Here is an 18,558-nt window from a genome sequence, read left to right as displayed (position 1 = left end):
AGTGGCAAAGCGAAATCCCTACGCTGCACGCGAGTGGTTGCCGCACGAAAAACCGATGATGCCGGGCTCGCCTTCGACACCGCTGCATTCGATGCCGAAACGCGTGGCCTTTGGTCTGATCGGTTTACTTATTTCGCTAACCGGTGCGCTAAGTAACGCACTGGTCACCGCGAATCTGGTAAACCTGCAAGGCACCTTTGGGGCCTGGTCGAATGAAATTGCGTGGCTGCCTGCGGTCTACGTGATGGGAAACATCTCTATTAACCTGCTGCTGGTGAAGTTTCGGCAGCAGTTTGGTCTGCGTGTCTTTACCGAGGCCTTTCTGGTGCTCTATGTACTGGTGGCGTTCTTTCATCTGTTCGCCAACGACCTTAGTTCGGCGATCATTGTGCGCACCGCCCACGGAATGGTGGCTGCGGCACTCAGCTCACTGGGTATCTTCTATCAGGTTCAGGCCTGGCCTGCGAAACATCGCCTGAAAGCGCTGGTAATTGGCCTGACAGTGTCGCAACTGGCTATTCCACTGGCGCGCTTATTCTCGTCAGAATTGTTGCAGCTCAACGAGTGGCGTGGCCTCTATCTGTTTGAACTTGGTCTGGCGCTGATTGCACTCGGTGGGGTGCTGATGCTGAAACTCCCGCCTGGCGACCGCTTCAAAGCCTTTGAAAAAATGGATTTTCTTACCTTTATCCTGCTGGCACCCGGCATGGCATTGCTGTGCGCCGTGCTGACGCTTGGCCGTATTGAGTGGTGGTTCACCACGCCGTGGTTGGGTATTTGTACCGCGATTGCTCTGACGCTGATTGTCACGGCGATCGTCATCGAACATAACCGGCGCAATCCGCTGATCAACACTCGCTGGCTGAGCAGCGGCATGATGCTGCGGCTTGGCATTGTGATGATCATGATCCGTATCGTACTGGCGGAACAGAATACCGGTGCAATTGGCTTTCTGCAGCAGATTGGCCTGCAGAACGATCAAATGCGCGGCCTGGCGCTGGCGATCATGGCTGGGGTTATCGCAGGCATCGCCGCCAGTGCACTGACCATCAAGCCTAATCACCTTAACTGGCCGATTGTCGCCTCGCTGGTCGTGATGATTATCGCCTCGCTGATGGATGCGCAATCCAGTCCGCTGACCCGCGGCCCCGAGATGTATTTCAGTCAGTTTTTGCTGGGCTTCAGCAGTGCCTTTTTCATGGCACCTGCAATGTTAATGGGCATTGGCAGCGTGGTGACTCAGCCGAAAAACCTGGTGAGCTTTGTGGTGCTATTTGGCATGAGTCAGAACCTGGGCGGGCTGATCGGCTCGGCGATTCTTGGCACGTTTCAGGTCTGGCGGGAAAAATATCACTCCAGTCTGCTGGGCGATCAACTCTCCCTGCTCGATCCCAACGTCACCGAACGGCTCAGCCAGTACAATGCGCTGTTTAATTCGCTGGTCGGTGACGACGTTCTGCGCGGCGCGCAGAGCACCAGCCAGTTACAGACGGTCGCCACGCTGCAGGCCAACGTGCTCGCCTATAACGACACCTATCTGTTAACCGCCGCGCTGGCACTGGTCACATTGATGTGGGTGATGTGGCGTTTAACCCGGCGTCGTTACCTGGACTGGCGTCAGGCACAATTTAACCTGCGTGAGCAGCAACAGCTGGCCGCGTTACAGGAATCAACGGAGAAACAATGAGTCAGCAGGATGAGCTTCAGGCGGCAGAACGCGAACGCGCAAATCGCCGCCGTATTCTTTCTATCGCCGCAGGCAGCGGCATTGTGGTGATTGGCGTACTGGTCATCCTCTATGCCTGGCAACTCTGGCCGTTTACCAGTGCAATACAAAGTACCGAAAATGCCTATGTGCGCGGCCAGGTGACCTTTATCAGCCCGCAGGTCAATGGCTATCTCACCTCGGTAGAGGTGATCGATCTGCAGCCGGTGAAAAAAGGGCAGCTGCTGATGACGATTGACGACCGTATCTATCGCCAGCGGGTCCATCAGGCGCAGGCGCAGCTGGCCATGAAGCAGGCGGCACTGAACAATAACCTGCAGCAGCGGCGCAGCGCACAGGCAACTATCGAGAGCAATAAAGCGGCGCTGGAGAATGCCAAAGCCCAGGCGCTGAAAAGTGGCTTCGATCTGAAACGCGTTGAAAATCTCACCGCGGACGGATCGCTGTCTGTGCGCGAGCGTGATGCCGCCCGTGCCGCCAACGCACAGGCGCAGGCGCAGGTGCGTCAGGCTGCCGCACAAATCGCCGTCGCCGAGCAGAATCTGCAGACTGTCATCGTTAACCGTGACGCGCTGGAGGGCGATGTTGAGAGCGCCCGCGCCGCACTGGAGCTGGCGGAGATTGACCTGGCTAATACCCGGATCACTGCGCCTGACGATGGTCAGCTCGGTCAGCTGTCGGTTCGAACCGGAGCCTATGTCACGGCCGGTACGCGTCTGACCTCGGTAGTACCGAATCACAAATGGATCATCGCGAACCTCAAAGAGACCCAACTGGCCCATATCCGTCCCGGCCTGCCGGTGACGATTCGGGTTGATGCGCTGGATGGCAAACGCTTTAACGGTCAGGTGGAATTTATCTCTCCGGCTGCAGGCTCGGAGTTCAGCGCCATCTCTCCCGACAACGCGACCGGAAACTTCGTTAAAATTGCACAGCGCATTCCTGTTCGTATCCGCATCGACGATCAGGATATGCATCAGCTGCGTCCAGGTATGTCGGTTGAAGTCAATATCGACACCGCCGCCCAGCCGGATGGTGAGGATGGGCGATGATGCGGCGCGGCTTACTGGTAAGCGCGCTCACGCTGGCACTGACCGGCTGCGCCACGCAGGTTGAAAAGGCACCGGCCTCTCTGCCGATCCCCGAGGCCTGGCGCACGAGTGTCGGGCCAACAGCTGCGCCGGAAGCGGAGTGGTGGCGCGCGTTTCATGATGAATATCTCAATCGGCTGGTAACACAGGCGCTGCGTAATAATCCCGATATCCTCACTGCGCGATCCCGGGTTGAGCAGTATCGCGCCCAGCTGCGCGCCGCACAGGGCGATAACTTTCCAGCGCTGAGCGCTGGCGTTGCCGCGACCCGTGAACGTACGCTCTCGTCAGTGACCGGGCAGCCGTATGAAACCGATGTTTTCCAGGGCTTATTAAAGGCGAACTATGAGGTTGATCTCTGGGGCGCGCGCAGCAGCAGCATCTCGGCATCGCAGGCGAGCTTAGCGGCACAGCAGGCCGCCGCGTCTGCCGCTGAGCTGACCATCGCCAGTTCAGTAGCGTCGGGTTATCTCAATTTGTGCGCACTGGATGAGCAACTGCGGGTGACGGAAGCGACGCTGGCGACCCGCAACAACTCTCTGAAGCTGGCACAGCGTCAGTTCGAAACGGGCTACACCTCGAGGCTGGAGTGGATGCAGGCCGCCTCGGAATATCAATCGGCTAAAGCGCAGATGCCGCAGTTGCAGCATCAGATCACTCAGCAGGAAAATGCGCTGAGCATTCTGGTGGGCATGAACCCGCGTAGCATTGCCCGTCGTCAGCAGTTCGATCAGATTTTACCGCAGCAGATGCCGTCGCTGTTGCCATCAGAACTGCTTAATCGCCGTCCGGATATTATGCAGGCTCAGCGTCAATTACTGGCTGCAGATGCCAGCCTGGCCTCATCGCGGGCTAAGCTGCTGCCGGGGCTGAACCTCACCGCCACCGGCACCCTGCAGAGTTCGGTGCTGCACCAGTTAGCGGACGATCCGTTCCGGCTCTGGAGCGTGGGTGGCAGCATCCTGGCGCCGCTGCTGAACCGTGAAGCGCTGACGGCGCAGGTTGATGTCTCAATGGCAACGCGCAATCAGGCGTTGTACGGTTATGAAAAAGTGGTTCGCAACGCTTTCTCGGAAGTTAACGATGCAATAGACGCCATCCGGCAGCGTGAGGCACAGCTTCAGGAGCTGCAAAAGCAGGAAGATTATGTGAAAGAAGCGCTGCGCATTGCCCGCAATCGCTATCAGAACGGCTACGCCTCCTATCTGGATGAACTGGATGCGCAGCGAACCCTGTTTTCAACCCAGCTGAACCGGGTGACTGTCAAAAATAACCTGCTACAGGCACAGATCGATCTCTACCGCGCGCTGGGCGGTGGCTGGACATCAGCTTCCGCACCCTGATTGCCCGGGCCGATCCAGCCGCAACCAGAGTTTCTGCGGCCGGGATCGGCCTCTGCGCTGTCGCTTCGACTGCGCATATTGCCCCGCTTTAATTCCCCAAATAACCCCTCAAAACCCATTCATACTTCTGCTTACCTGTCTTTACATTCGATGGTATCATGCGCGGGTTTTAAACCAGTCAGACGGAAAAGCGCACATAAAGTTAAAAAATTGCCAGACGAGTTATCCGCTTAATCCACTGATATTAATCATAAAAGAAGGGATTCATCATGAATAAAAAGACCATTTTCACGCTGGCCGTCGTTGCTGCGTTATTAACCGGCTGCGCGCGCACTGCGCCGATTCACAACGTGAATCAGACCCTCACCCAGCGCTACACCGACAACCAGATGAAACTGGCAATCATTGAAGCAGGTATCAGCCGTAAATGGGTAATGACTCCCGTTTCACCTGGTGTAATCAATGGCCGTCTTGCGCAGCGTGATGTCGTGGCGAATATCCGCATCACCTATACCAGCCAGAATTACCGCATCGATTATGTCAGCAGTGAAAACCTGAAAGCGGAAGAGGGTGAGATTCATAATAACTACAACCGCTGGATCACCAATCTCGACCAGGATATTCAGTTACGACTGTCGGCCCTTGCCGCTCAGTAATGCGTGTGCTGTCGCAATGATTTGCCGACAGACGATCTGAGCATAAAGATCTGCGGCATCCGGCCGACAAATCAGATGAGCTGCTATTGCTGAATCACTGAAGAAACCACTACCGTGAACGCCCGATACGGATCGGCAGAGGTTTCCCGGTACGCACTTTTTTTGCAGAGGGCAGGGGTGACGATCTGATGAACGCCGGCTCCACACGTATGACGAAAAGAGTGTTGAGATGAAACTCGCTTACTCACTGGTCGACTGGCAGGCTCTGGCTCCGGGATTACACGGCGGCGAGGCATGGCAGGACTGGGCGCAAAAGGGCTTTGCCATCGACCCCACAGAGGCGATGGCAAAGCCGCAATTTTTACCGATGATGACGGCGCGTCGTCTGAGCGGCGGCAGTCGTGCGGCGGTTGAGTGCGGGCTGGCGCTGCTGGCGCGACAACAGGTAGACGCTATTGTCTTTACCAGCCGTCACGGTGAGCTGGAGCGTAATCTGCGAATTCTCCATACGCTGGCGGATCACCAGTCGATGTCACCCACAGATTTTGCCATGTCGGTTCACAACTCGGCGGTTGGCAGCCTGACGATTGCGGCCAAAGCACCGCTGGTCTCCACGTCAATTGCGGCAGGCATTGATTCTTTTCAGCAGGGATTAATTGAAGTCAGCGCCCTGCATCAGGCGGGCTATCAGCAGGTGCTGCTGGTCGATTTTGACGGCATCGTCCCTGACTATTATTTACCGTGGCTGGCGGAACAGCGCGTGAATTTCTCCTATGCGGTGGCGCTGCTGCTGCGTGCGGGTGAACAACTCCACTGCACTGGCCGCACTGGCGGAGAGGAGAAGGCTGAAACACGTCTGCCTCAGAGTCTGCGCTTTCTGCAGCAGTGGCTGGCGGCGTCCCCCACCTTCAGCCTGGCAGGCGAACGCCTGACATGGCACTGGGAGAGAAATCATGGCTGATTGTTCGCAACCGGCGCAGTTCGCGGGGCGCCGCGTTAACTATTACTGGCGGCTGGTGATGACGGCGGTGAGTTTTACGCTGTTTGGCCTTGGCGGGCTGCTGTTATCACTGGTTGGTTTCAACCTGCTGCTGCTGGTACAGCGCGATTCGCTGCGTCGCCGCCTGCTGGCCCGACGTGCCATTGCCTTTAGTTTCCGCTGCTTCCTGCGTTTCTGCCGGATGTTCGGCGTCTATGACTACCGTATTGAAGGCGCTGAGCTGCTGCAACAGGATCGCGGATGCCTGATTGTCGCCAATCATCCATCCCTGATCGACTACGTGATGATCGCCTCGGTACTGCCGGAGATGGATTGCCTGGTGAAAGCCGATCTGCAGAAAAACCCTTTTATGCGTGGAGTGATCCGCGCCGCCGACTATCTGATCAACAGTGAAGCGGAGACGCTGCTGCCGGACAGTCAGCAGCGACTGGCGCGCGGCGACAATATATTGATCTTTCCGGAAGGCACCCGTACCCGCTACGGTCAGCCGCTGACTTTGCAGCGCGGAGCCGCCAATATTGCGGTGCGCGCCGGATGCGATCTGCGCGTGGTTCACATCACCTGCACTCAGCGTATGCTCGATAAACAGAGTCGCTGGTATGAGATTCCGCCGGTTAAACCGCTATTTACCGTGCGAGTACAAGCGCGAATCGACAGTCAGTCGTTTTGTGAAAGCAATCCCGATGCGCAGCCGCTGGCCGCGCGTCGCCTGACTCGCCATTTAGAGCAGGCGCTGGTCCCCCAGAACAGGTAAGACGAAAACAGGTATGGATTCATTAATTAACGATATCAAACAGATGATTATCGACACGCTGAACCTTGAAGATCTCAGCCCCGATGATATTGAAACCGACGCTGCGCTGTTTGGCGACGGGCTGGGGCTGGACTCAATTGATGCACTGGAACTGGGCCTGGCAGTGAAAAATCGCTACGGCGTCGCGCTCTCTGCGGAGAGTGAAACCCTGCGAGCGCACTTCTTTTCTGTTGCGACGCTGGCCGCGTTCGTCAACCAACAGCGCAGCTGAAAGCGGAGACAACCTTATGATGAACAAAGAAGAGATTTATCAGGAAGTGGCTTCGCTGCTCACCAGCCTGTTTGAAATTGCGCCTGAGGATATCCATCCCGAGGCACGTCTGTACGAAGATCTCGAGCTCGACAGCATTGATGCCGTTGATATGGTGGTTCATCTGCAAAAGCGTACCGGCCGTAAAATTAAGCCGGAAACTTTCCGCGCGGTGCGTACCGTGCAGGATGTGGTGGATGCCGTGGAACAACTGATGCGCGAAGACGCCTGATCTGTCGTGCCTGCTGCCACTCTTCGCCTGCTCAATCTGCTGACACTGCTGGTCTGGCCGCTGCTGGTCTGGCTGGCACTCACCCAGCCGCACTGGCAGGGACTCTTCTGGCTGCTGGCGCTGCTATTTGGCCTGCGCTGGCTGCAACTGCGTCGTCAGAGAAATGCCATGGGTGCGGTCATGGGCTGGCTGGCGCTGCTCGGCGCGCTGCTTTGTATCAGCAGCCAGCTGCTACGCGCTCAGCATCTGCTGCTCTGGTATCCGGTGGCGGTCAATCTGGCGATGCTGCTGGTGTTTGGTGCCTCACTCTGGAGTGCGATGCCGCTGGTGGAACGTATCGCCCGACTACGTGAGCCGGAACTCCCTGCCGCCGCTGTGCCTTATACCCGACGCGTCACCCAGATCTGGTGCCTGTTTTTTATCGGCAACGGCAGCATGGCGCTCTATACCTGTCTGCATGGCGATCTGCGGCTCTGGACGCTATGGAACGGCGGCATCAGCTACCTGCTCATCGGTGTGCTGATGGGAGCAGAATGGTGGGTACGTCAACGCGTGAGGCGAAAAGCATGAGGGTCGCTGACTGGCTGGCGGGAGACGATCGCGAGGTCGCCTGGCGAGGCGATCAACCGCTGATGCTCAGCGGGATGCATCGTCAGGTACTGGCGCTCACGCATCGCTTAACCGCGCAGCCGGGCACACACTGGGCGCTCTGTTTTGATGACAGCTACCGTTTCTGTGTGGCGCTGCTGGCGTGCTGGTATGCCGGTAAAACGCCGGTGATGCCGGGTCACAGCCGCGCAGCTCTGCTGGATGAGATGCAGGAGCAACTGGATGGCGTGCTGTGCGACATGCCGCTGGGGGTCAGTCTGCCGCTGCTGATGTGTGACGACGCTGAAGCGCAGGGGCAGTTACCGCCGCTGCCGGAGAGTGCAGCGCTGGTGCTCTTTACCTCGGGATCGACGGGCGTGCCGCGTCAGGTGGTAAAGCCGCTGGCGGTGATGGAGCAGGAGACCCGCTGGCTCAGCACTCTGTGGGGTGAGTCGCTGCGGGGATGCCGGGTCATCGCTTCGGTCAGCCATCAGCATCTTTATGGTTTATCGTTTCGACTTTTCCTGCCGATGACGCTCGGGTTGCCGTTTTCTGCCCAGCCGCTGTTTTACGGTGAACAACTGGTTCAGCTTCCGCGTGACTGTCACTATGCTTTTATCAGCAGCCCGGCCTTTTTATCGCGGCTGGACAGCACGCTTGATGCGCCCGCCTGTGAACTGATTGTCTCTGCCGGTGGCACACTGCGCGTGTCAGATGCAGAACAGGTCCGACAGCGCTTTGGCTGTCAGGTCAGTGAAATTTATGGCAGCACCGAAACCGGCATTCTGGCCTGGCGTCGGTGCGATCGTCCCGACGCGCCGTGGCGCAGCTTCCCGGAAGTCAGGCTGGAGCAGGTGACGCCCGATCGCTGGCAGGTCTGGTCACCGCTGATTGGGGATAATAATGGCCTGACGCTGGACGATCGGCTGAATATGCAACCGGACGGCGGATTTCAGCTGGCAGGACGTCACGACCGCATCGTGAAAATCGGTGATAAGCGCATCTCATTAAGTGAGATAGAACGCCGTCTGACCGATCTGCCAGAAATTGAAGATGCCGTGGCGCTGATAGTCACGCATCATGATCGTCAGGCGATTGGCGTCGTGCTATCACTGAACAGCACACTGGATGAGGCGGCTCTGCATCAGCGCAGGCAGCAGTGGAAACGCCAGCTACAGCGCTGGCTCGAACCGCTGGCGATGCCGCGCTACTGGCGGATTGTCGCCACTATTCCGGTCACCACTCAAAGTAAACGCGCCTGGCCGCTAATAGAGGAACTTTTTCATGTTGCCGATTGAACACAGCCGGGAACGGCAGGCTGACAGCGTGACGCTGACCCTGCAGGTTGAGGCCGGACTGTTCTGGTTCCAGGGGCACTTTCCGGCGCTGCCGATTCTGCCCGGAGTGGCGCAGCTCGACTGGGTGATGCACTACGGGGTGTCACTGCTCGCGCCCGGTAAACAGTTTGTCGCCATTGAAAACATCAAATTTCAGCAGCCGGTGTTACCCGACTCACTAATACAATTACATATTGACTGGGACGCTGAAAAATCGCGTCTGAGTTTCCGCTATAGCCTGCTGAGTGACGACGGCGAGCAGAGTGCCAGCAGCGGGAAGATCACGCTGTGTTAAGCGCTGCGTTCTCACCCTGCGTGGTGATCCCCTGCTACAACCACGGCGCGATGATGGCGTCGGTGCTGGCGCGGCTGGCACCCTTTAACCTGCCAGTGATCGTGGTGGATGACGGCAGTGATGCGGCGACTCAGCTTCAGCTGGCGACGTTACATGCCCCGCAGCTCAGCCTGCTGCGTCTCGACAGTAATCAGGGTAAAGGTGCGGCGGTGATCCACGGTTTGCGGGCCGCTGCGGCGCGCGGCTTTACCCATGCGGTGCAGCTCGACGCGGATGGCCAGCATCAGGCAGAGGATCTGCCGCTGATGCTGGCGGAAGCGGAGCGCTATCCCGATGCGCTGATCTCCGGCCAGCCGCTGTATGACGACTCAATCCCCAAATCACGTCTTTATGGTCGCTACATCACCCACTTCTGGGTCTGGATCGAAACGCTGTCGCTGTCGATCCGCGACAGCATGTGTGGTTTCCGCGTCTATCCGCTGGCTGCGACGCTGGCACTATGCGATCGCCGGGCTATCGGCCAGCGCATGGATTTCGACACTGAAATTATGGTGCGGCTTTACTGGCAGGGAATGCGCAGTCGCTTTATCCCGACCCGTGTCACCTATCCGGCCAGCGGGTTGTCGCACTTTGATGCGCTCTACGACAACCTGCGCATCTCCTGGATGCATACCCGGCTGTTCTTCGGCATGCTGCCGCGCATCCCGCGTCTGCTGGCAATGCGTAAATCGCCAGCGCACTGGTCTGTGGAATCGGAGCGGCGCGGACAGTGGGGATTACGTTTTATGCTGGCAGTCTATCGCTATGGCGGGCGGCTGCCCTTTACACTGCTGCTCTGGCCGGTCGTCGCGGTCTACTGGCTGAGCGGTCAACGCGCGCGAAGCGCTTCCCGGCAATGGCTGGCGCAGGTCACCGTTGCCGCACAGCAGCGGCAGGTTGCGTTACCGCCACGGCTTAACAGCTACCGCCATTTTCTGCGCTTCGCCGGGGCGATGCTGGATAAAGTCGCCAGCTGGCGCGGGGATTTGCAGTGGGGACGGGATATTGATTTCGCGCCGGGCGCAGAAGCGATCATCCGCGCACCCACACCCCAGGGCAAGCTGATCCTCGCTTCCCACCTTGGTGACATTGAAGCCTGTCGCGCGATGGCACAGCAGGTCAGCGGACTGGTGATTAACGCGCTGGTGTTTACCGACAATGCCCGACGTTTTCGGGCAGTACTGGAAACCATCGCCCCGCAGGCGGGAGTGAATCTGATGCCGGTCAGCGATATCGGGCCGGAGACGGCGATCCTGCTGCAACAGAAGCTGGATGCGGGGGAATGGGTGGCGATTGTCGGGGATCGTACCGCGGTGAATCCACAACGCGGCGGCGAGCGTCGGGTTATCTGGAGCGATTTTCTGGGCCGGGCCGCACCGTTTCCGCAGGGGCCATTTGTGCTGGCGGCCGCGTTGCGCTGTCCGGTGCTGCTGATGTTCGCGCTGCAGCAACGGGGTAAACTGCGTATCCACTGTGAGCCGTTTGCCGATCCGCTGCTGCTGCCTCGTGCGCAACGTCAGCAGGCGCTGCAACAGGCGGTCGATCGCTATGCGCAGCGACTGGCCCACTACGCACTGCTGGCTCCGCTGGACTGGTTCAACTTTTTCGATTTCTGGACGCTGCCTGATCAACAGGCGCACCACAAGGAGTCTGACCATGACTGAACATCATGCTGAAGTCGTGCTGACCGTCTCATTCAACGACTGCGATCCCATGGGCGTAGTCTGGCACGGTAATTATTTCCGCTTTTTCGAAGTCGCGCGTGAAGCCCTGCTGCGCAGCATTAACTACAGTTATGCCGAGATGGCCGCCAGCGGCTACGTCTGGCCGGTGGTCGACACCCGGGTCAAATACCGTCAGCCACTGCGCTGCGAAGAGACGATCCGCGTCAGCGCACGGATTACTGAATATGAGAACCGCCTGCGCATCGACTATGAAGTACGAAATGCGGCTGATCAGATCACCACTAAAGCGCATACGCTGCAGGTGGCCGTAGAGCAGGGGAGTCAGGCACTGTGCTTTGTTTCGCCCGACATTTTACTGGAACGCTTAGGAGTGAAAGGATGCTGAAAATAGTGCTTACCGGCCTGCTGCTGTGGGCGAGTGCCGCCAGCGCGGTTACGCTGGATCAGTTGCAGCAGCGTTTTGCCAGTCAGCCTGTGATCCGGGCAGACTTTACTCAGACGCGCACCATTTCTGGTATGCATCAGCCGCTGGTGTCGCACGGGCAGATGCTGATCGCCCGCGAGCAGGGGTTATGGTGGCATCAGCAGACGCCATTTGTGATGACGCTATTGCTGGATGATAAGCGCATGGTGCAGAGCCTCAACGGGCAGAAGCCTCAGGTGATCACCGCCGACAGCAATCCGCAGATGTTCCAGTTCAACCACTTGTTGCGGGCGCTGTTCCAGGCCGATCAGAAAGTATTGAACGAAAACTTTAGCGTGGCCTTCAGCGATCGCGGCAACGGCGCCTGGACGCTCGATCTGACGCCCAAAGCCGCGCCGCTCAACAAAATTTTCAACCGTATCTCACTGGCGGGTAGCGCCTTTCTGGATAGCATCAACCTGGACGATAAGCAGGGCGATAAGACCCAGATTCAGCTCAGCAACACCCGTACTGAACCGCCGCAGTTAAGCGATGAGGAGCAGGCGCGTTTTGCCGGGCCGTAACGATCGGCTGCTGGCTATTCTGTGGCTGGCCCTCTGTCTGTTGCTGGCGGCAGCGCTCGCCTTTCTGCTGCCGCGCAGCCAGCTTAACAGCAGCGTGCTGGCACTGCTGCCGCAGCAGAATCTGGGCGCGGCGCCGCCTGCGCTGCAGCAGGGCTTCATGCAGCGCCTGGATCGCCAGATGGTGTGGCTGGTTTCGCCCGGTGAGCAGGACGATCCGCAGGTCGCGGCCTGGTGGCTGGCTCAACTGCGCGCGCTGCCGGAACTGAAACAGGTGCAGGGCGCTCTTGATGCGCAACAGCAGCAACAGTGGGGCCGCTTTGCCTGGCAACATCGTAACGGCCTGATTGATGACGCGACGCGCAGCCGGTTGCAGAATGGCGGTGGGGCGCAGGCCGACTGGCTGCTGGCACAGCTCTTTTCAGCCTTCTCGGGCGTCAGCAGCAAAGAGTTGCAGGGCGATCCTTTGATGCTGGTGCGCGGTTCACAGCTGGCGCTGGCCCAGAACGCCGGGCGCATGACGCTGCATGATGGCTGGCTGACGGTAAAAGATGAGCAGGGTAAACAGTGGTATTTTCTGCATGGCGAACTGGCGAATAACGCCTTTAGTATGCAGCAAAGTCATGCACTGGTGACCCGGCTCGGTGCGCTGGAACAGCAGCTTAAAGGCCACTGGCCACAGGCGAAACTCCTGACGCGAGGCACAGTCCTGTTCAGCGACAACGCCAGCCAGCGCGCGCAGCATGATGTCAAAACGCTGGGCAGTATGACGCTGGGGGGCGTCGTCCTGCTGGTACTTCTGGTCTTTCGTTCACTGCGTCCGCTCTTGCTGACGGTGACCTCTGTGGCAATCGGCGCGATGGCGGGCACGGTGATGACGCTGCTTTGCTTCGGCGAATTGCATCTGATGACGCTGGTGATGAGCCTGAGTATTGTTGGCATCTCGGCGGATTACACGCTCTATTACCTCACCGAGCGTATGGTTCACGGCGATCAGCAAACCCCGTGGCAGAGCCTGCGAAAAGTCCGCGGCACGCTGCTGCTGGCGCTCGCGACCACGGCCATTGCCTGGCTGCTGATGCTGCTGGCGCCGTTTCCGGGGCTGCGTCAGCTGGCGGTGTTTGCCGCCAGCGGCTTAACCGCCTCCTGCCTGACGGTGATTCTGATCACGCCGTGGCTGGTACGCGGATTACCGGTGCGACCGGTGCCGCTGATGGTGCCACTGGCGCGCTGGCTTGCTGCCTGGCGCCGTCAGCGCGCGCTGCGCGTTGGATTACCCATCGCGATGGCGATTTTTGCCCTGACCGGTATTGCCCAGCTGAAGATAGATGATGACATCGCGCATCTGCAAAGTGCGCCTGCGCAGCTGCTGGAACAGGATCGCCAGCTCGCGGCGCTGACCGGCCAGCGTGCCGATCAGACCTGGTTTGTTGTCTGGGGCGATGACGCGCAGCAGACACTGCAGCGGCTGGAAAAACTGGCCCCGGATCTGCACCATGCGCAACAGCAGGGCTGGCTGCAGCGCTATCGTCTGTTGCCTCTTCAGTCGCTGGCTCAGCAACAGCAGGATCTCCAGCTGTTGAAGCAGGCTGCCCCGACGATTAGAGCGCGACTGCAGCAGGCGGGGATTGCGCTGGCCGCGCCGGATCTGACCCCGATGCCGGTGACGCCGGATGACTGGCTGGCGAGTCCGCTGAGTGAAGGCTGGCGTCTGCTGTGGCTGACGCTGCCGGATGGGCAGAGCGGCGTTTTGATCCCCACCAGCGGCGTAAAAGACAGTGCCGCGCTCGCGGCGCTGGCTAAGCAGCATCCGGGCGTCAGCTGGATTGACCGTAAATCCCGTTACGATTCGCTGTTCAGTTTCTGGCGCACCCTTCTCGGCGGTTTACTGACACTGGCGCTGCTGCTGATTACCCTGAGTTTTGTGCTGCGGCTGGGGCTAAAAGCGGGTTTACGCAGCGCGCTGCCGTCAGTTCTGTCGCTGGCGATGGCGCTGGCAACGCTGGGCTGGATCGGCGCGTCTCTGAACCTGTTTGCGCTGCTGGCGCTGATTCTGGTGCTGGGCATCGGCATTAACTACACGCTATTTTTCAGCAACCCACAGGGTACGCCATTGACCTCATTGCTGGCGGTCTCGCTGGCGATGATCACCACCTTACTGACGCTGGGGATGCTGGTATTTAGCAGCACCAGCGCGATTGCCAGTTTTGGCACCGTATTATGCAGCGGCATCTTCAGCGCTTTCCTGCTGTCACCGCTGGCGATGCGACCCACCCGATCAAGGAGTAAACGATGATCCGCGCTGCCTTTATTCTGCTCACAGCTCTGCTGCTCAGCGCCTGTGCCGATCATGCACCTGACAGCAGCCATCCTGCTGCCTGGCTGAAACCGGGCGTGAAGGTGACGCTGCCGCCACCAGGCATTCGTCCCGCCTTCCAGCAGCAGCAGCTACTGACCGGGCAGGTAAAAGGCCAGAGTCAGTCACTGCTGGTGCTGCTCAGCGCCGATGAACAGCAGATTGATCTGGCGGGACTCTCTTCGGTGGGTATCCGCCTGTTCAGCCTGCGCTACGATGCCCGCGGTATTCACACCCAGCAGCTGATGCCACTGCCGCAGATGCCCCCCGCCAGTCAGGTGCTGGCAGACATCATGCTCAGCTACTGGCCGCTGGATGTGTGGCAAAAGCAGCTACCGCCGGGCTGGACGCTGCAGGATCAGGGGTTAAAGCGACGGCTACTTGATGCCGATAAGCAGCTGGTGACCGAAATTGATTATCTGCAACGTGGTAATCAGCGACAGCCGATCAGCATTCAGCAGCATGCCTTTGGCTATCAGATCCGCATTCAACATCTGGACGCCTCATGATTTACATCTCTGCCATCGGCATGCTGAATGCCCTGGGTAATAACAGTCAGCAGATTGCAGACAGCCTGAAAAAGGGTGAGGCACCCGGTATGCAGCTGCGCCATGGCTGGCTGAGCGGTGATCGCGCCTGCTGGCTGGGCAGGGTTGAGGCTGAACTGCCGGCGATTCCTGCTGCGCTGAGCGCGCACAATACCCGCAATAACCAACTGCTGCTGGCCGCGCTGGTGCAGATTCGTCCGGTACTTGATGCGGCGATTGCCTGTTATGGTGCCAGCAGAGTGGCGATTGTGCTGGGCACCAGTACCTCGGGCGTGGATGAGGGCGATCAGCAGATTTGTGGCAATCAGCCCGATTATCACTACCAGATGCAGGAGTTGGGCGATCCATCACGTTTCCTGGCTCACTATCTGCAGCTGGCTGGTCCAGCCTATACCATTTCTACCGCCTGCTCCTCCAGCGCCCGCGCCATAATCAGCGGTGAGCGACTGATTGCGGCGGGGCTGGCGGATGTCGCACTGGTGGGCGGTGCGGACTCCCTGAGCCGGATGCCCATTAACGGCTTCGACAGCCTGGAATCGCTTTCTGAACGTCGCTGCGCGCCATTCAGCCGGGATCGGGACGGTATCTCAATTGGTGAAGGCGCGGCGCTGATGCTGCTGACGCGCGAACCGCAGCCGCTGGCGCTGCTGGGCGCGGGCGAATCATCTGATGCCTGGCACATGTCAGCTCCCCATCCGCAGGGTGAGGGCGCTGAACGTGCGATGCGCATGGCGCTGCAGCAGGCGAATCTGTTGCCGCAGCAGGTCGGATATATCAATCTCCACGGCACAGCGACGCCGCTGAACGACCAGATGGAAGCCGCTGTCATTGAGCGCCTGTTTGGCAATGCGGTTCCGTGCAGCTCGACCAAACATCTTACCGGCCATACGCTCGGCGCGGCAGGGGTGTGCGAGGCCGCGCTCAGCGCGCTAATCCTGCTACACAATCTGCCGCTGCCCGCGCAGGATTTCAGTGAGACGGAGCAGGATGGCACGCTGCCGGATTGCGGATTGCTGTTACAGCCGCAGGCACTGCAGCGGCCGGTCATCGCCTCGAATTCATTCGCCTTTGGCGGCAATAACACCTGTCTGATTCTGGGACGCCTTGATGGACATTAATTCTCCCGCGGCACACTGGCTGCCGCACGCTGCACCGATGCTGCTGCTTGATCAGTTGATCGCCGTTGATGAAGACCAGGTTCACTGTCAGGTGTCGACCTGTGCCGGTGGCGTACTGGCTCCGTTTCTTACATCACAGGGCGAAGTGCCTGCCTGGTTTGGCGTCGAAATGATGGCGCAGACCGTGGGCGTCTGGTCGGGCTGGCATGCAAAGCAGGGCGGCGCCACCCTGATCCCGCCCGGTATGCTGCTGGGCGGACGCGGCTGGCGAGCTGAGCGGCCGTGCTTTCCGGCCAATGTCACGCTGGATATCCGGATGACGCTGCTGATGCGGGATGACCGCATGGGCAGCTTTGAGGGCGACATTCGTTATGGCACACAACGGCTTGCCAGCGGTCGTCTGAACACGTATCAACCTAATGAAGCAGAGTTACAGCAATTAATGTCACAAGGAAATCAGCCATGACAGATTCGGTATTAGTGACGGGCGCCAGCAAAGGCATCGGCCGCGCGATTGCGCTGCGTCTCGCCCAGGATGGCTATCAGGTTATCGTTCATTTTAACCGCGACCGTGCAGGCGCTGAGCAGTGCCTGCAGCAGATCGAATCCGCAGGCGGCACGGGCCGTGTGCTGGGATTTGATGTAGCTGACCGGGTGGCAACCCGCGCCGCGCTGGAAGCGGACATTGAGCAACACGGCGCCTATTATGGCCTGGTGAGTAATGCCGGTATCACCCGTGATGCGGCGTTTCCCGCCCTGACGGATGAGGAGTGGGACAGCGTGATCCACACCAATCTCGACAGTTTTTATAATGTGATCCAGCCCTGCGTGATGCCGATGATCGGCCTGCGGCGCGGTGGCCGTATTATTACGCTCTCATCGGTTTCCGGAATAATGGGTAATCGCGGTCAGGTCAACTACAGCGCGGCGAAAGCGGGCATTATCGGGGCCACGAAAGCACTGGCGATTGAGCTGGCTAAACGCAAAATCACCGTTAACTGCATCGCGCCGGGTCTGATCGATACCGGCATGGAGGGAATGGAACCTCGGGTGATTGAGGAAGCAATGAAGATCGTGCCGATGAAGCGCATGGGCGCGGCTGAAGAAGTCGCCGGGCTGGCGAGCTATCTGATGTCCGATATCGCCGGTTACGTGACGCGTCAGGTGATTTCGATTAATGGAGGCATGCTGTGATCCAGCGGGTAGTCGTAACCGGTATGGGTGGTGTCACCGCTTTTGGTGAGTCCTGGGCGGAGGTGTCGGCGCGGATCCGTGCAGGCCGCAATGCAGTGCGTTTCATGCCCGAATGGCAGATCTACGACGGGCTGCATACCCTGCTCGGCGCACCCGTGGATAACTTTGAACTGCCTGCGCACTACACCCGCAAGCGTATCCGCGCCATGGGCCGCGTTTCGCTGCTGGCGACGCGTGCAACCGAGCTGGCGCTGACCCAGGCGGGCCTGATTGACCATCCGGTGCTGACCAGCGGGGAAACGGGTATCGCCTACGGTTCGTCGACCGGCAGTACCGGGCCGGTCAGCGAGTTCGCCACCATGCTGACGGAAAAGCACACTAACAATATTACCGGCACCACCTACGTGCAGATGATGCCGCATACGACGGCCGTCAATGCCGGGCTGTTTTTCGGCCTGCGCGGCCGGGTGATCCCGACCTCCAGCGCCTGTACGTCCGGCAGCCAGGCGATTGGCTATGCCTGGGAAGCAATTCGTCACGGTTATCAGACGGTGATGGTTGCTGGTGGTGCGGAGGAGCTTTGTCCGTCGGAAGCGGCAGTGTTCGACACCCTGTTTGCCACCAGCCAGCGTAATGACGCACCGCACACCACGCCTGCACCCTTTGATCAGCAGCGCGATGGCCTGGTGATTGGCGAAGGCGCCGGCACGTTGATCCTGGAGTCGCTGGACCATGCCCTGGCGCGCGGCGCCACGATTTACGCGGAGCTCACCGGTTTCCATACCAACTGCGATGCCGCGCATATCACGCAGCCGCAGCGGGAAACCATGCAGATCTGCATCGAGCGGGCGTTGCTAAGCGCGGGTATTACGGCCGCAGACGTTGGTTATGTGAATGCGCACGGCACCGCCACGGAACGGGGTGACATGGCCGAAAGTCTGGCAACGGCGGCGGTGTTTGGCGAAACAACGCCGATCTCCTCGCTGAAGTCCTATTTTGGCCATACGCTGGGGGCCTGTGGAGCACTGGAAGCCTGGATGAGTATTGAGATGATGCGGGAAGGGTGGTTTGCGCCAACCCTTAACCTGACACAACCTGCCGCCGACGGTGGTCAGCTGGATTACATCATGGGTGAGCCGCGAAAGCTGGAGACCGACTATATCCAGAGCAACAACTTTGCCTTCGGTGGGATAAACACCTCACTGATCTTCAGGCGCTGGCGCGGCGTCTGACATCATGCCCGTGCTGCGCAGGCACGGGCCAGTTTATTTTTTGGACGAAAGAACCGGACGATAAACAGCC

20 protein-coding genes are annotated in these 18,558 nt (G+C 59.2%); all 20 read left to right on the top strand.

Annotated features, from left to right (window positions below; all coding sequences use genetic code 11):
- Position 1 precedes the first annotated feature (1 nt).
- On the top strand, positions 2–1,687 hold the full coding sequence (locus HZZ01_RS07335; protein ID WP_179896121.1) for an MFS transporter: 1,686 nt from the start codon (positions 2–4) through the stop codon (positions 1,685–1,687).
- A complete protein-coding gene (locus HZZ01_RS07330; protein ID WP_179896120.1) occupies positions 1,684–2,778 on the top strand; it encodes an HlyD family secretion protein in 1,095 nt (364 codons plus the stop codon). The genes HZZ01_RS07335 and HZZ01_RS07330 overlap by 4 nt, the downstream gene beginning before the upstream one ends.
- The gene (locus HZZ01_RS07325; protein WP_179897118.1) at positions 2,778–4,160 is read left to right on the top strand and encodes an efflux transporter outer membrane subunit; all 1,383 of its coding nucleotides are present in this window, start codon (positions 2,778–2,780) and stop codon (positions 4,158–4,160) included. Before HZZ01_RS07330 ends, HZZ01_RS07325 begins: the two co-directional genes overlap by 1 nt.
- Before the next feature lie 269 nt (positions 4,161–4,429).
- Positions 4,430–4,816 (top strand): hypothetical protein, encoded by a 387-nt coding sequence (locus HZZ01_RS07320; RefSeq protein WP_179896119.1) that lies wholly within the window; start codon positions 4,430–4,432, stop codon positions 4,814–4,816.
- Positions 4,817–5,045: 229 nt separating this feature from the next.
- On the top strand, positions 5,046–5,777 hold the full coding sequence (locus HZZ01_RS07315) for a beta-ketoacyl synthase chain length factor (RefSeq protein ID WP_179896118.1): 732 nt from the start codon (positions 5,046–5,048) through the stop codon (positions 5,775–5,777).
- Entirely contained in the window at positions 5,770–6,570 is an 801-nt protein-coding gene (locus tag HZZ01_RS07310) for a 1-acyl-sn-glycerol-3-phosphate acyltransferase (protein ID WP_179896117.1), read from the top strand. Before HZZ01_RS07315 ends, HZZ01_RS07310 begins: the two co-directional genes overlap by 8 nt.
- Positions 6,571–6,583: 13 nt before the next feature.
- Positions 6,584–6,841 (top strand): phosphopantetheine-binding protein, encoded by a 258-nt coding sequence (locus tag HZZ01_RS07305; RefSeq protein WP_179896116.1) that lies wholly within the window; start codon positions 6,584–6,586, stop codon positions 6,839–6,841.
- Between the two features lie 16 nt (positions 6,842–6,857).
- A complete protein-coding gene (locus HZZ01_RS07300; protein WP_136198985.1) occupies positions 6,858–7,112 on the top strand; it encodes an acyl carrier protein in 255 nt (84 codons plus the stop codon).
- 6 nt (positions 7,113–7,118) lie between these two features.
- A complete protein-coding gene (locus tag HZZ01_RS07295; protein ID WP_179896115.1) occupies positions 7,119–7,682 on the top strand; it encodes a hypothetical protein in 564 nt (187 codons plus the stop codon).
- Positions 7,679–8,998 (top strand): AMP-binding protein, encoded by a 1,320-nt coding sequence (locus HZZ01_RS07290; protein ID WP_179896114.1) that lies wholly within the window; start codon positions 7,679–7,681, stop codon positions 8,996–8,998. The genes HZZ01_RS07295 and HZZ01_RS07290 overlap by 4 nt, the downstream gene beginning before the upstream one ends.
- Entirely contained in the window at positions 8,985–9,332 is a 348-nt protein-coding gene (locus HZZ01_RS07285; protein WP_179896113.1) for a 3-hydroxyacyl-ACP dehydratase FabZ family protein, read from the top strand. The genes HZZ01_RS07290 and HZZ01_RS07285 overlap by 14 nt, the downstream gene beginning before the upstream one ends.
- Complete coding sequence (locus HZZ01_RS07280) at positions 9,326–11,035, top strand: glycosyltransferase (RefSeq protein ID WP_179896112.1); 1,710 nt, start codon at positions 9,326–9,328, stop codon at positions 11,033–11,035. The genes HZZ01_RS07285 and HZZ01_RS07280 overlap by 7 nt, the downstream gene beginning before the upstream one ends.
- On the top strand, positions 11,028–11,441 hold the full coding sequence (locus HZZ01_RS07275) for a thioesterase family protein (RefSeq protein WP_179896111.1): 414 nt from the start codon (positions 11,028–11,030) through the stop codon (positions 11,439–11,441). The genes HZZ01_RS07280 and HZZ01_RS07275 overlap by 8 nt, the downstream gene beginning before the upstream one ends.
- Positions 11,435–12,043, top strand: coding sequence for an outer membrane lipoprotein carrier protein LolA (locus HZZ01_RS07270; protein WP_179896110.1), 609 nt, complete (start codon positions 11,435–11,437; stop codon positions 12,041–12,043). The genes HZZ01_RS07275 and HZZ01_RS07270 overlap by 7 nt, the downstream gene beginning before the upstream one ends.
- A complete protein-coding gene (locus HZZ01_RS07265; protein ID WP_179896109.1) occupies positions 12,030–14,336 on the top strand; it encodes an MMPL family transporter in 2,307 nt (768 codons plus the stop codon). Before HZZ01_RS07270 ends, HZZ01_RS07265 begins: the two co-directional genes overlap by 14 nt.
- Positions 14,333–14,905, top strand: a complete 573-nt coding sequence (locus HZZ01_RS07260; protein WP_179896108.1) for a DUF3261 domain-containing protein — start codon at positions 14,333–14,335, stop codon at positions 14,903–14,905. Before HZZ01_RS07265 ends, HZZ01_RS07260 begins: the two co-directional genes overlap by 4 nt.
- Positions 14,902–16,062 (top strand): beta-ketoacyl-[acyl-carrier-protein] synthase family protein, encoded by a 1,161-nt coding sequence (locus tag HZZ01_RS07255; protein ID WP_179896107.1) that lies wholly within the window; start codon positions 14,902–14,904, stop codon positions 16,060–16,062. Before HZZ01_RS07260 ends, HZZ01_RS07255 begins: the two co-directional genes overlap by 4 nt.
- Positions 16,052–16,528, top strand: a complete 477-nt coding sequence (locus tag HZZ01_RS07250; RefSeq protein WP_179896106.1) for a 3-hydroxy-fatty acyl-ACP dehydratase — start codon at positions 16,052–16,054, stop codon at positions 16,526–16,528. The genes HZZ01_RS07255 and HZZ01_RS07250 overlap by 11 nt, the downstream gene beginning before the upstream one ends.
- On the top strand, positions 16,525–17,256 hold the full coding sequence (locus HZZ01_RS07245; RefSeq protein WP_179896105.1) for a 3-ketoacyl-ACP reductase FabG2: 732 nt from the start codon (positions 16,525–16,527) through the stop codon (positions 17,254–17,256). The genes HZZ01_RS07250 and HZZ01_RS07245 overlap by 4 nt, the downstream gene beginning before the upstream one ends.
- The gene (locus tag HZZ01_RS07240) at positions 17,253–18,488 is read left to right on the top strand and encodes a beta-ketoacyl-ACP synthase (protein ID WP_179896104.1); all 1,236 of its coding nucleotides are present in this window, start codon (positions 17,253–17,255) and stop codon (positions 18,486–18,488) included. Before HZZ01_RS07245 ends, HZZ01_RS07240 begins: the two co-directional genes overlap by 4 nt.
- The last annotated feature ends 70 nt before the right edge of the window (positions 18,489–18,558 follow it).

The organism is Pantoea sp. WMus005, assembly GCF_013415305.1.
Lineage (GTDB): Bacteria > Pseudomonadota > Gammaproteobacteria > Enterobacterales > Enterobacteriaceae > Pantoea > Pantoea rara.
The sequence above is the reverse complement of the archived record's forward strand: the minus strand, read 5'-3'. Positions and strand labels throughout refer to the sequence as shown.

Excerpts from the sequence above, each read along its gene's own strand:
- HZZ01_RS07330 (WP_179896120.1), top strand. The coding sequence starts at position 1,684 with ATGAGTCAGCAGGATGAGCTTCAGGCGGCAGAACGCGAACGCGCAAAT.
- HZZ01_RS07325 (WP_179897118.1), top strand. The coding sequence starts at position 2,778 with ATGCGGCGCGGCTTACTGGTAAGCGCGCTCACGCTGGCACTGACCGGC.
- HZZ01_RS07320 (WP_179896119.1), top strand. The coding sequence starts at position 4,430 with ATGAATAAAAAGACCATTTTCACGCTGGCCGTCGTTGCTGCGTTATTA.
- HZZ01_RS07315 (WP_179896118.1), top strand. The coding sequence starts at position 5,046 with ATGAAACTCGCTTACTCACTGGTCGACTGGCAGGCTCTGGCTCCGGGA.
- HZZ01_RS07310 (WP_179896117.1), top strand. The coding sequence starts at position 5,770 with ATGGCTGATTGTTCGCAACCGGCGCAGTTCGCGGGGCGCCGCGTTAAC.
- HZZ01_RS07305 (WP_179896116.1), top strand. The coding sequence starts at position 6,584 with ATGGATTCATTAATTAACGATATCAAACAGATGATTATCGACACGCTG.
- HZZ01_RS07300 (WP_136198985.1), top strand. The coding sequence starts at position 6,858 with ATGATGAACAAAGAAGAGATTTATCAGGAAGTGGCTTCGCTGCTCACC.
- HZZ01_RS07290 (WP_179896114.1), top strand. The coding sequence starts at position 7,679 with ATGAGGGTCGCTGACTGGCTGGCGGGAGACGATCGCGAGGTCGCCTGG.
- HZZ01_RS07285 (WP_179896113.1), top strand. The coding sequence starts at position 8,985 with ATGTTGCCGATTGAACACAGCCGGGAACGGCAGGCTGACAGCGTGACG.
- HZZ01_RS07275 (WP_179896111.1), top strand. The coding sequence starts at position 11,028 with ATGACTGAACATCATGCTGAAGTCGTGCTGACCGTCTCATTCAACGAC.
- HZZ01_RS07270 (WP_179896110.1), top strand. The coding sequence starts at position 11,435 with ATGCTGAAAATAGTGCTTACCGGCCTGCTGCTGTGGGCGAGTGCCGCC.
- HZZ01_RS07260 (WP_179896108.1), top strand. The coding sequence starts at position 14,333 with ATGATCCGCGCTGCCTTTATTCTGCTCACAGCTCTGCTGCTCAGCGCC.
- HZZ01_RS07255 (WP_179896107.1), top strand. The coding sequence starts at position 14,902 with ATGATTTACATCTCTGCCATCGGCATGCTGAATGCCCTGGGTAATAAC.
- HZZ01_RS07250 (WP_179896106.1), top strand. The coding sequence starts at position 16,052 with ATGGACATTAATTCTCCCGCGGCACACTGGCTGCCGCACGCTGCACCG.
- HZZ01_RS07245 (WP_179896105.1), top strand. The coding sequence starts at position 16,525 with ATGACAGATTCGGTATTAGTGACGGGCGCCAGCAAAGGCATCGGCCGC.